The sequence below is a fragment of the Vreelandella vilamensis genome, assembly GCF_031451755.1.
Lineage (GTDB): Bacteria > Pseudomonadota > Gammaproteobacteria > Pseudomonadales > Halomonadaceae > Vreelandella > Vreelandella vilamensis.
This window is the reverse complement of sequence record NZ_JARWAN010000013.1, coordinates 88,936-100,893: the sequence shown is the minus strand read 5'-3', so window position 1 is coordinate 100,893 and position 11,958 is coordinate 88,936. Positions and strand designations below refer to the sequence as shown.

The window sequence follows — 11,958 nt, the reverse complement described above, 5'->3', positions numbered from 1 at the left end:
ATCAATCACCGATTGCGATAATGAAGGAATGGCAAACCAAGCGTCCTGAGTTATTTACCAAGAAGGTGGTTAATCACACGGGACCCGACAGATATTGAAGAACAGCGTGCTAAAGTCGCCCGTGAGCAGGGGCGCTTAATGCTAGAAGCGGCCAAAGAGCGCGCTATCAACGCAGGCGTCACTGCCCCTAGCACGCGTCAGCGCAACGGCACACTGGTGGAAACCCTGGTGGAGCTTGAAGACGATGTGCGCCTTCTCGTGATAGGCAAGCGTGGCGAAACGGCTCATCAAGCAAGTGGCCATTTGGGCTCTAACCTTGAGCGGGTGGTACGCGAAATGCATCGTCCGATTTTGATGGTGCCGCATGGCGAGTTTAAATCGCCGGAAAATGTGATGATGGCGTTTGATGGCAGCAAAACCGCGCGCAAAGGCGTGGAAATGCTCGCCAAAAGCCCGCTATTTCAAGGTGTTGCCTGCCACGTGGTGATCGTCGGGGCGGATACCGCAGAGAACCGCTCCCAGCTTGACTGGGCACTTACGACCCTACGCGACGCCGGACACGAAGCCGAAGGCGCCATTCGCGCTGGCGAAGTGGAAGCGACGCTGCGCACCTACAAGCAGGAAAACGCCATCGATATGCTCATCATGGGCGCTTACGGGCACTCGCGTATCCGTCACTTACTGGTCGGTAGCACCACCACCACGATGCTGCGTAACGCCCATTTGCCGGTACTGATTTTGCGCTAATGTTAGGCTTTAACGTGCGGTTTGCTCAGCTGTTTTCGCTACTCTCAATACCGGCTGTGCCAATAGCCAGCCGACGATGATGAACGCGAACATTCCGGTGAGAATGACCTCAAACGTGACGCCAGCGCCAAGTAGCACACCAAGCACTGCTGGCGCGATGCCGGTGGAAAACACCATCGAGGCGCTGAGCGCCGAGCGTACCCGGCCCAGGTGCTCAGCCCCCCAAAGCTTGATTAAAAGCCCGGAGGCGACCAGCTCTTGCGCGCCCATGGCCAAACCGCCACCGACCATCAGCGCCCATATGCTCACATGCCCGCCCACCAGTAGCGCGATGACCATGGCCAGCGCGTAGGGTAAAAGATAGAGGCGGGCGAGCCGCACCGGGCCAAGTTTATCCACCCAGCGCCCGCCGAGCAGCGCACCGGGCAGTTTGGCAAACCCCATGCCGGTTAAGGCCAGTGCGTACACGGTCAGCGAGCTATCCAGCGCGTCGGTCAGTTGCGCTTGGTAGATAAAAAGCCCCGTCATGGTGATGGGCAGTGACATCAAAAGCGGCAGCAACTGCCAGAAATGACGTTCAAGAAACGGCCGAGGACCTTGGGTGTCACGTGTGGAGGGTTTAACAGCCGGCGCGATTGGCCAGGGGGCTTTGATCAAAAGCCACGCCCAGGGAAGGGCGATGGTTAGCGCGAAGAGCCACCAAAACTGCTGCCAGGTAAGCCATAAAAGCGTGAAAGCCACCAGCGGCGGCAGCGCTGCCTCGCCCAGCGGAATCCCCAAACTCACCAACCCCATCGCGCGGCCGCGGAGATGGGTAAATTCCCGCGCGGCGAGCGTGTTGCCTAAGTGGGTGAGCATCCCTTGTCCGCACAGGCGCACGATGCCAAGGCCCAAAATGCCAAGCCACCACCAAGGCGAAAGCGTGAGCAGGGCAATGCCCAACACGAGCAGCATCAGCACGGTGATGGCGAAACGGCGTGGTGAAATCCAATCCACTGTCGGCCCGAAGTACAGCATGAAAAAACCCGCCGCCAGTGTGACCACCGCGTAGCCGGTGCCAAACTGGCCGACACTCAAGCCTAGGTGCTCCGAGATGGGCGCTTGAAACAGGCCGATAAAAAAGCTTTGCCCCAAGCTTGAGCTGAACATCGCTAAAAAGGCAATGGCAAGCAAAGGGCGATGTTCACGCAGCAGCGTGCGATATCCCATGGCATTATTCCGTAACAGTGTTGGTCAAAAAACGCTTGTCAGAAACGGCGCTCAACAAGCGTGATAAAAGCCGCTAGTGTAGCAGGCAGTTACCCTTTAATAGCTGACAAAGAGGAGACGGGAATGAATCATCCCGAGTTTGATGCCGATGCGGTAAGAGAAAAACTGTTGCGGCTGCGCGAAGAGCTAAAGGCGGAAAGTGAAGACAGCGAGTCTTCCCGCGATACGGTGGTGCTGGATCAAACCTCGGTGGGGCGGCTCTCTCGCATGGACGCGCTGCAAGGGCAGGCAATGGCGAAAGCCGAAGAGGAACGCCGCCAGTTGAAGCTCAAGCGGATCGTCGGCGCGCTACAGCGGCTCGATAACGAGGAATTTGGCGAGTGCATCGAGTGCGGCGAATGGATCGGTGCCAAACGCCTTAACTGGGATCCGCTGGTGCTCAAATGTATTGATTGCGCTGAGTAAACATCGCCGACGCCATGGTGCTGACTACTGTTGGCGTATCGCGTCTTCCACCGGTGCTAAGCGCCTCGGCGTCAGCGCGTCTTCTAGCGCGGTAATGCGTAGCACGCTGGCAATTGATGGGTGCCCGAGCCGAGCGATCAGCGTGCCTTCGTTCAATAGCTGTTGGTGGACGGTGCCTGCCAGTTCAGCGCTGGGCAAGCGGATACCCACAAAGTTGGTCGCGCTAGGCAGCACGTCAGCGCCAAGTGCGCGAAAATGTTGGGCCAGTTTTTCCCGCCGGGCTTTTACCGCCTTTATGTGCGCACGGGTCTCGTCAGGGTGATCCAACACTACCTCGGCCGCCGCCTGAGTCAGCGTGGATACCGCGTAGTGAATCCTGACTTTCATCAGCATCGCGAGCGTTTGCGGCTCGGCGATGGCGTAGCCGATTCGCAGGCCAGCGAGGCCATGCGCTTTGGAGAGGGTGCGCAGGCGAATAACGCCAGGAAGGACATTGGCCAGCACACTGCTTTCGGCATCGTCACGGAAGTCGCCGTAGGCTTCGTCGAGCAGCAGCCAGCAATCGCTCGGAAGCGTATCGCGCAGTGCGCGAATGTCGGCATCCGTATGCAAATGGCCGCTCGGGTTATCCGGGTTGGCAAGGTACACCAGGCGCGCTTGCGACTCGTGAGCGGCGTGGTTGAGCGCCGCCAAATCGGGTGCTAGCAAGCCGGGGGATTGCTGATAGGCGGGCTCCACCATGCGGCAGCCGTGCCCGCGGGCAAAATAGGCAAAGGTAGGGTAGGTGCCGGCGGTGGTCACTACGCTAGCCCCGGGCGTGCAGGTGGCGCGTAGCGCCAGGGCCATCAGGCTATCGGCGCCAGCATCCACCAGCAGCGCTTCAAGCGGTATGTTCTGCTGGCGGCTAATGCGCTGGCGAACGCCCAGGGCTTCAGCGTCGCCATAAGCGTAAACCTGCTCGGCCAGCGCATCGCCGAAGTGCTCGCGCAGCGCACGATGGGGCATGTCCAGGCCCTCGTTAGAGCCCAAGCGGTGGGGGATCGGGTGGCCGAGCTTGCGCTCCAATACCTTGATACCAGGGAAAGGATTATGCGGGCCGTCACCCTGCAGATGGTCGGGAAAGCGTGGCATGTCGTCTCCTTACGGGGTGGCGTAGACTCAAACGCTGGCGCTGAAACCAACGCCAGCGCTCAACGCCTTACTTTAAGAACTCCCGTAGCGTATCGCTGGCCTGGTCGATGGAAACGACACCATCCAGGTGACCTCGATTTCCTTCCAAGGTTTCAAGCGTCACGTCGGTGCCATCAGCCTTAATAAGCTCTGCGGTATGGCGTACGCCCTCGGGGGCGAAGACGAGGTCGTTTTCGCTATACAACATTAGCGCAGGGGCGTCGATGGCGGAAAGCCCCGCTTCTAATGAGTCGCCGTGGCCTGCCATAAAGGTTTGGTTGGCGCGAACCAGGTACAGAAAATGGTTGGCGTCGGACGTTTGCGCACGTGCGGCGGCGATATCATCTAACGTTTGCTCAATCGCGTAGTGGGCGTTGATATCCTTGGCGGGGTCGCGGCCCTCGTCAGCCCAGTCGCGGTTAAAGGTATCGTTGGCCCACTGCCAGTGGTTGGCATTGAGCGTGACGAGCTTAAGCGCTTCTTTAAGCCCCTTGGTAGGTGGCTCGCCGTCGTAATAGTCCCCCTCGTTCCAATTGCTATCCAGGCGAATCGGCGCGGCCCAGGCGCTTAACGTTGCGAGCAGCCAGGGGTCGGCAACGCCGCCGCCAATCACGGAGATAAGGCGTTCCACTCGCTCGGGGTAGGCGCTAGCCCACTCAATCGCCTGTAGTGCCCCCATTGAAGCGCCCATGACCGCATGCAGCGATTCAATGCCTTGGCTCTCTAACAGCTCGCGCTGCACCTCGACAAAATCGCGGATCGTCACGACAGGGAAATCCATCCCCCACGGCTCGCCGGTGTCCGGGTTGATAGACGCAGGCCCGGTGGTGGTGACGTTCGGGTCGTGGGCGTTGAGGTTGACCAGCGTATCGGAGGAGATGATGTAGTACTCATCGGTATCCAGCGGTTTGCCGGGGCCAATAATCGCATCCCAGTAGCCAGTTGGCTCGCCATCGGCTTCATAGCGCCCCGCCGCGTGGCTGGTGCCAGAGAAAAAGTGCGTAATTAAAATGACGTTATCGCGCGCGTCGTTTAATTCACCGTAGGCTTCCCAGCCCACCGTTATGTCAGGAATGGCTTCTCCCCCCTGAGTGGTGAAGTTATCTAACGTAAAGGACTGTTTATCGACCACGCCGTCCCACGCCATTAGCGATGAGGAAGCGAGCACACCGATGCTGAGACACGCTGACGTGAGCAGAGGGTGTCGTTGAATAAGCGCCATGAGTTCTCCTTGGATAAGGGATCATTGTGATTGTTATTGGCCACCGACAGTGGCCACACCCTCAGCGTAGTCGGTTCCAGCACATTTTGAATGGATTCAGCCCGTTACTATCGCGCGCTGCTGCGCGATTGATAAAAGGTCGGTTGTCTTCTGTTGCAGTCAGCTAATACGTTTTCAAGCCGCTGCTTTAAGTGTTGCGAGGCGCATGGCCCTGCTGGGCCGCACGATGTAACCATTGATAAGCCTTTTGACTTTTATCTATATATAAGTAGTGGCTGGCTAGATGTAGTTGAGAAGGCAAGTGATCAAAACGAGCAGCTAACTCTCTCCATTGACGGGAAGCTGCCCGGTCTTCGAAAAGTGGGTATTTGCCGTCAAAACAGGCCGCCAATTGCGCCATCGCTTCCGGAAGATACTGCTGAGCGGCTTGGCATAAGTAGTGAATACCAGACCTTACATCATTATATGACGGGGTCGGTGACAGACAATAAATGCCTAAATTATACGCTGCCTCAGCGGAACCTAATTGATGCGCATAAGTAAAAAGCGTTAACGCTTTTTCGCGATCTTGAGACACTACGTCTCCCCACCAAAAATGACACCCTAACCGATTAAGGGCACCAGGATGGTGTCGACTGCAGGCGTGATAGAGCAGTTCGATCGCTTTTTTAGGTGATGCCTGAACTCCCCTACCATTAAGGTAAAGCAGGGAAAGGGAGTACATCGCGTCAGTATGTCCTTTTTCAGCGGCATGTCGCCAATACACCGCCGCTACACGCGGCGCAGGTGAACTATCGGCACCATGATAGGCGCGAAGGCCCAGCATGAAATTGGCGTCACTGTCACCTTCTTCCCCGAGAGCCTCTAACTCCGCTTGGAAAAGCGTCTTAAATCTGTTCGTATTTGTAGGATTTTTGTCGCGAAGGCATATTCCTAAGCTAATAAAACCCCTGCCTGCAGTTTTACTGGTATACATACACATGGCTCAACTGATGTAATTTAAACAAATAGCAGGAAGCTTTCTGGGTTATCAAAACCTCGTCCAATCATCATCGGATGCAGAGGGTGCGTTGCGAGCTGTTGCGGCTGTGGACGACACATCTGTGCGACGCCCCGGTAGTGCTTTCTTATGAGTATTAGGCATTTTCTGTGTTGATGCGCGGCGCTCGCGTTCGCTAAGAAACGCTTGGGCGCTATGGGCGAGGGCTTGCATTTGCTCCACCAGATCGTTGGTTGCCTCTTTGTAAGCGGTCATGCTGGACGCACTCGATTGCGTGTTTTGATCAATTTCATTAATGGCGCTGCTAATTTGGCGAATGCCTTCGCTCTGTTCGTGATTTGCGGCGGTAATTTCGCCCATGAGGTCGTTTACTTGATGACTCGCCTGACGGATATGCGCCATTGCTTCTGTCGCCTCGTTTGCCTGTGCTTGGCCGCCGTGAATGCTTTGGCGTGCCTTTTCTATAAGCGCCTGTATTTGTTTCGCCGCCTCGGCTGATTGTCGAGCGAGTTTACGAACCTCTTCTGCCACCACCGCAAAGCCGTGTCCGTGTTCGCCGGCGCGAGCCGCTTCAACAGAGGCATTTAATGCCAAGATATTGGTTTGAAACGCAATAGAGTCGATTGTGCGAACGATCCCTGACATGTTTTCTGCGTGTTGTGTGATCTCTTCCATGGCTTCAGCGAGCCGCGTCATAATTTGGCTTGTGTGATCGACCTGGCTGACATTACCGACAGACGCTTGGCTGGCTGCTGATGCACTTTCTGCGCTTTGAGCGACGGTAGAGGAAATTTCTTCCGTACTGGCTGCTGTTTGCTGTACGGCAGATGCTTGCTGTTCAAGACGTTCTGCCATGGCATCGTTGCCTTGAGATAGGCTTTCGACGGCAGGGCTAACGAGGTCAACGCGCTCGTTTAAATCACGAATAAGCCCTTCTAATGAACGCCGCATGAAGTCCATGGTTCGCAAAGCACTGTCCATCTCACTTTTACCGACGCTTGGAATAACGGCGTCCAAATTACCGGCCGCAAGCTGTAAGGCAAAGTCGTTGGTTTTATACATGAAACGACGGTTTCGCGAACCAACCAGCCATTGCCACACTCCTACCCCCACCCCGCCCAAAAGGCCTATACCAAGAAACACCACATCGGCTTGGCTGTTGGGTGCTACGTGTGAAAAGGTGATGGAAGCACCAATGTTGGCACCGCCAAACACAGCAAACCCTAAAAGACTCGAGAGGGCTGTTCTAACGCGCATACTATGAAAATTAATGGGCAAAAGGCGACGGCGTAACGAGCGACGATAAGCAACGCCATTTCTGACTTCATAGCGCCGCCCTTGTTCTCGAATATCCTGATACACCTTCTCCATATGAGCGACTTCGTCACGGCCTGGCTTTACACGGATAGAACAAAACCCCGTAACCTCGTCACCATCGCGAATCGGTACCACATTGGCGCGCACCCAGTAGTGATCGCCGTTTTTACGCCGATTTTTCACCAAGCCCGACCAATATTTCCCCGCTAAAAGATCGCTCCACATGTCCTGGAATACGGCTTCCGGCATATCGGGATGGCGAACGATGTTGTGGGGCGAGTTGACCAATTCGTCATAACGAAACCCACTAACATCGATAAACGATTGATTGGCGTAAAGAATATGGCTTTCTTTATCTGTTTTTGAAATCAGTACATCGTTATCTTCGAGTATGTACTCTCGCTGAGTGACCGGACCGTTTTGACGCATTGGTATATCCCTATAGATTGATGCTGTTCAGTAAGTGACCAAAGGACAAAAGTTAAAGGACAAAAGTTAAAGGCCCACTTCCACTATGATGTGAGTAGGTTTTGAAAATCCTGGACTTCAAGCGGGCGCGAGAGCAAAAAACCTTGTATGCGATCGCAACCGTTGGCCTGCAGCCAGGCAAGCTGCTGCGCGTTTTCCACACCTTCAGCAACGGTTCTGAGACCCAATGCCTGCGCCATGGCCAGGCTTGCGCCGGCAATGGCGTTGTCGTGTGCGTTTGCGCCCAAACCGTCGACGAAAGATTTGTCGATTTTAAGCTCTGTCAACGGGAGCCACTTGAGATTGCTAAGCGATGAATATCCGGTGCCAAAATCATCGATAGATAAATCGATTCCGTAAGCGTGAAGGCTATGGATTTCTTTTTGGACAAGGTCGGAGTACTCAGTGAGCGCGCTCTCTGTCAACTCTATTTTGAGTTGATCGGCAGTGACGCCATGCTGATCCATCATTTGAAAGAGCGTCGCGGCGAATGACTTTTCTTTAAAGTCCAGTGGCGAGACATTGAAGGAAATTTGGGGGACCTTTAGCCCATCAGACTGCCAAGCATTCACCTGTCTGCACAGAAGTGTAATCACTCGCCAAGTCAATGCTGATATAAGAGTGGATCTCTCTGCTATAGGTATAAACTGTCCGGGGCTTATCGCGCCTTTCTCGGGATCTTGCCAGCGCAGCAGGGCCTCGGCACCCACGAGCCGCTCAGGATTATGCGCGTCAAATTGAGGTTGATACACCAGGCGCAGCTCTTCATTGGCGAGCGCTCGGTACAACCCCTCTTCAATGGCGCTCTCTTCAAGTAGACGGCGATGAAGTGCTGACTCGTAAAGCCGCAGTTGGTTACGGCCTTCTTCCTGGGCACGGCGCATGGCAATGCTGGCCGCCTGATACAGACTATAGGCGTCTTCCCCATCTTGAGGGTATAAAGCCATCCCCGCGCTAAGGGTAATACGCTGTTTCTTTTGCTGTATTTCAACGGCGTCAGCAACTTCCATCACCAGGCGTCGCGAAATAAACCCCGCCTCTTCTGAAGTAATGTCATTTAAAATGACGGCGAATTGATCGCCACCAAGTCGTGCGGTGGTATCGATTTTACGTACCAGTTTTGCCAGTTTACTGGCCATTTGTACCAAAACAGCATCACCTACCTCATGGTTAAAGGTATCGTTAATTTTTTGAAAGAAGTCTGGGCATAATACTAGTAAAGCGACTTGGCGAGCATCGTACCGAGCCTGAAGGATCGCCTGTTGGAGTCGTTCTTGGAAAAGGCGCCGGTTAGGCAACCCTGTTAGAGGGTCGTAACTGGTAAGATATTCGTTCTTGCGTTGGGCGCTCTTAAGTTGGCTAATATCTGAAAAGATAATCACGATAGAGAGAGGCTGGTTTTGATCGTCGTCTAGACGGTAAGCTGTCAACCAACCGGCAAATATTTCACCGCTCTTTCGGCGACTGGATATTTCACCCTGCCAAAACCCGTCGTTGTCTATGCTTGACCGCACCTCTTGATAGAAAGTTTTGCCGGATCGCCTGGGCTTAACAAGATTACTTAGTATTACACCAGCGGTATCGCTCTCAGAATAGCCGGTAATTCGCGTAAAAGCCTGGTTAACCGTTTTTATGTATCCAGTGGGGTCCGTTATCACTACAGCGTCGGCGATGCTCTCGTAGACACGGTCGGCGATACGAAGTTTATCTTCTGCACCCTTACGTTCTGTAATATCTATCAATGCACAGCGTACTCGATAGTCACCATAGGTTGCATTTGGCTCCACCACACCTTCTATTATCACGGTGGAGGTAATCGCTCCGTTTTTTGTTAGCTTGAGCTCAATTGTTTGGGCGACTTGAGTGGTAATAAGCACGAGGCAGAAGTGGTGTAACGCTTCCTGAAAAGACGCTGCCACAAAAGTGGAGAAAGGCTGTCCAATAACCGCACTTTTTGTCGTTTCAAGAAGTACAACGGCTGCTCGATTAGCCTCTTGGATGCATCCTTCACTATCTAAGATCAGATACCCCACTAAAGCATTCTCAAAGAGGTCGCGGTAGCGGTATTGAGCAATATCACGAGCGATGTCGACTCGGGTCTTCGCGAGTAACAGGTGCTCATTCCGGATTTTTAACTCTTCTCCCTGCACTTCCAATTTGGAAACGAAAGACTGCGTTCTCTCATAAGGCCAATGAGAGATATCTGTCAGCTGTCGTTTTAGACGGCGACGAGCCATCTTGCGCAGCGTAGTAGGCGGAAATAATGGCATCTCGCCTTCGTTATTATGTTGCATAAGTCGCACTCCAGGCGTTTCAAAAGCAAGAGCCAAATTAAATTTATCAATATCCAAGAAAAAAACCGTATGCTATTAGCGAATATGCTTCAGTGAACTGTTTGAATAAGTGTTAAAAACTTGACCACTCTGGCTTGTTATCCGCTAATACTCCTAACTTAACGCGAGATTCCAAATTTTGAGGGTTGTTGGTTGAAGAAACACGGTTCTCAATGTGAAAACGCTTTACTAGCTTGCTTAGTAGAGCGGCTTGATCATTAAGTGAAGCAGCAGCAGTGCTGGATTGTTCAACCAGTGAAGCATTCTGCTGAGTCACAGCATCCATTTGATTGACTGCTGTACTGATTTGCTCGATACCCGACTGTTGTTGTTGAGTGGCTGTTGCGATTTCACTCATAAGTGATGAAACACGCCGGGTAGAACTCACCATTTCACGTAACAACGTACCGCTTTTTTCCGCTTGCTCAGCACTGTTCGTAATTTGCTTTACATTGTGGTTGAGTAACTCACGAATTTCTTTGGCCGCATTTGCGCTACGGGAAGCCAACGTTCGAACCTCTTCAGCGACAACAGCAAAGCCACGCCCATGTTCGCCAGCACGTGCAGCTTCGACTGAGGCATTTAACGCCAGTAGATTAGTTTGGAAGGCAATGCCGTCGATTGTTCCCACGATTTCTTGCACTTGGTTTGAGCTCTCAGCGAGCTCGGACATCATTTGCAGTGTGAACTCAAGCTCTGAACCACTCTGTTCTGCCGCATCGGCAGCCGATGTGGTAAGGGTATTTGCTTCACGTGTATGGTCCGCATTGTTTTTGACTGTCGTTGTGAGTTCTTCCATGCTCGCAGCGGTCTGTTGCAAAGCTGATGCCTGCTCTTCGGTTCGAGACGCTAAACTTTCTCCTCCTTGCGCAATTTCGCCTGCGCCATAGGCTATGTTTTCGGTGCTCTGCTGAATTTGTCCAACCAACAACGCTAACTGAGACTGCATTGTGACCAATCCACTTAATAGTGAACTTAACTCCTTGCAGCCCTTGGGATGTATTGACTCTGTTAAGTCTCCTTTAGAAATAGCGGTTAAATGCGCCAAAGCAACGTCGACTGGACGAATAACACTACGCTTTAGCCAATGGCGAACGAAAAACGTCGTCAATAGTGAGAGAATAAATAAAGCGATGGAAGCTATCGTGATATAACTACTGAACTGCTTGTTTTGCTTTTGAAATGTCATGGCCCGAGATTCAGCAAAACGAGCAAAATCGGTCAAACTTCGAGTTAATTGTCGATCTGCACGAGCTATTTGAGGCTGAAAAGTAATTGCTTCAGAAAGTTCATCGGCAGCCAAAGCAGGAACAAGAAGTTCATCCAACAGGTGCAACATATTTGTATTAATAGCATTTATGTAAGGCGCACGCTGACTTTGTGGATCAACAGCGATTGACGCTAGGCGTTGGACCCGGCTTTGCGCGTTATTAAGCGAGCGAGTTGCCGCCTCGTGTAAGCTAGCGAGCTCTCCACGCGGGGTTCCCTCTTCACGAGCGGTTATGTAATCACCGAAACGCTCACGAGCCAGGGAAATATTGAGATAGGCAAGATTAGCGTTATTCAGTTGCTGTATGCCGAGTTCTGTCAGCTCATTGACTGCTTCAGAGTTTTTCCGGTTACCCGCTAAGCTCACAATGGATAAGACAAGTATAATAATCATAAATATGAGCAAAATACTGGTGAATATTGCGCTTAGAGAAAGCCGAGGCATTGTCGATTTTTTTTGTTTACTAATATGCATTTAAAAGTTCCTTTTTATTTGCGTTGCGTATGGTAAAAATAGCTTATTTTTTTGGAATTTATGCGATTACAACCCTTACAGCACCAATTTTATTGTAAATAAATTAACTTAATAAAAGCCGTGTGTAACTTTTGAGAGACTTAATAGAACTGAAATATATATATTTAGATATTTTTATCATAAAGGATGGTTGTCCTGTTAAAAATGACCTGAAATCACTAGTATTATCAGTCATATAGTTAGCTGGGTAATCGGTGTCTCCCTAACACAGCCAGTAAAACTT

At 52.3% G+C, this 11,958-nt stretch carries 8 protein-coding genes and 1 pseudogene; 2 read left to right on the top strand and 7 right to left on the bottom strand.

All coding sequences use genetic code 11. The features are described from left to right. Window positions 1-93: 93 nt before the first annotated feature. Window positions 94-747: pseudogene (locus tag QC823_RS09525) on the top strand (universal stress protein); the annotation flags it as partial. A gap of 9 nt (window positions 748-756) precedes the next feature. On the opposite strand, the gene QC823_RS09520 reads toward QC823_RS09525, so the two are convergent. Continuing rightward, the gene (locus tag QC823_RS09520; RefSeq protein WP_309656107.1) at window positions 757-1,956 is read right to left on the bottom strand and encodes an MFS transporter; all 1,200 of its coding nucleotides are present in this window, start codon (window positions 1,954-1,956) and stop codon (window positions 757-759) included. Between the two features lie 123 nt (window positions 1,957-2,079). Between QC823_RS09520 and QC823_RS09515 the strand changes: the two genes are divergently transcribed. After that, window positions 2,080-2,421 (top strand): TraR/DksA family transcriptional regulator, encoded by a 342-nt coding sequence (locus tag QC823_RS09515; RefSeq protein ID WP_309656106.1) that lies wholly within the window; start codon window positions 2,080-2,082, stop codon window positions 2,419-2,421. Window positions 2,422-2,445: 24 nt separating this feature from the next. On the opposite strand, the gene QC823_RS09510 is transcribed toward QC823_RS09515, so the two are convergent. The 6 genes from QC823_RS09510 to QC823_RS09485 all read right to left on the bottom strand — a co-directional run bounded on the left by QC823_RS09510 (window position 2,446) and on the right by QC823_RS09485 (window position 11,675). Beyond that, entirely contained in the window at window positions 2,446-3,552 is a 1,107-nt protein-coding gene (locus tag QC823_RS09510) for a pyridoxal phosphate-dependent aminotransferase (protein WP_309656105.1), read from the bottom strand. Window positions 3,553-3,619: 67 nt separating this feature from the next. Beyond that, window positions 3,620-4,813 carry an E22 family MetX-like putative esterase gene (locus QC823_RS09505; protein ID WP_309656104.1) on the bottom strand — a complete coding sequence of 398 codons (1,194 nt, stop codon included), beginning with the start codon at window positions 4,811-4,813 and terminating at the stop codon, window positions 3,620-3,622. Window positions 4,814-5,000: 187 nt separating this feature from the next. Then, window positions 5,001-5,789 (bottom strand): tetratricopeptide repeat protein, encoded by a 789-nt coding sequence (locus QC823_RS09500; RefSeq protein WP_309656103.1) that lies wholly within the window; start codon window positions 5,787-5,789, stop codon window positions 5,001-5,003. A 54-nt stretch (window positions 5,790-5,843) separates the two neighbouring features. Further along, the gene (locus QC823_RS09495; protein WP_309656102.1) at window positions 5,844-7,559 is read right to left on the bottom strand and encodes a methyl-accepting chemotaxis protein; all 1,716 of its coding nucleotides are present in this window, start codon (window positions 7,557-7,559) and stop codon (window positions 5,844-5,846) included. Between the two features lie 83 nt (window positions 7,560-7,642). Continuing rightward, entirely contained in the window at window positions 7,643-9,949 is a 2,307-nt protein-coding gene (locus tag QC823_RS09490) for a putative bifunctional diguanylate cyclase/phosphodiesterase (RefSeq protein WP_309656101.1), read from the bottom strand. Between the two features lie 55 nt (window positions 9,950-10,004). Beyond that, on the bottom strand, window positions 10,005-11,675 hold the full coding sequence (locus QC823_RS09485) for a methyl-accepting chemotaxis protein (protein WP_309656100.1): 1,671 nt from the start codon (window positions 11,673-11,675) through the stop codon (window positions 10,005-10,007). Window positions 11,676-11,958: the final 283 nt, after the last annotated feature.

Bases quoted from the DNA above. Each gene is read 5' to 3' on its own strand.
- QC823_RS09520 (WP_309656107.1), bottom strand. From the start codon at position 1,956: ATGGGATATCGCACGCTGCTGCGTGAACATCGCCCTTTGCTTGCCATT.
- QC823_RS09515 (WP_309656106.1), top strand. From the start codon at position 2,080: ATGAATCATCCCGAGTTTGATGCCGATGCGGTAAGAGAAAAACTGTTG.
- QC823_RS09510 (WP_309656105.1), bottom strand. From the start codon at position 3,552: ATGCCACGCTTTCCCGACCATCTGCAGGGTGACGGCCCGCATAATCCT.
- QC823_RS09505 (WP_309656104.1), bottom strand. From the start codon at position 4,813: ATGGCGCTTATTCAACGACACCCTCTGCTCACGTCAGCGTGTCTCAGC.
- QC823_RS09500 (WP_309656103.1), bottom strand. From the start codon at position 5,789: ATGTATACCAGTAAAACTGCAGGCAGGGGTTTTATTAGCTTAGGAATA.
- QC823_RS09495 (WP_309656102.1), bottom strand. From the start codon at position 7,559: ATGCGTCAAAACGGTCCGGTCACTCAGCGAGAGTACATACTCGAAGAT.
- QC823_RS09485 (WP_309656100.1), bottom strand. From the start codon at position 11,675: ATGCATATTAGTAAACAAAAAAAATCGACAATGCCTCGGCTTTCTCTA.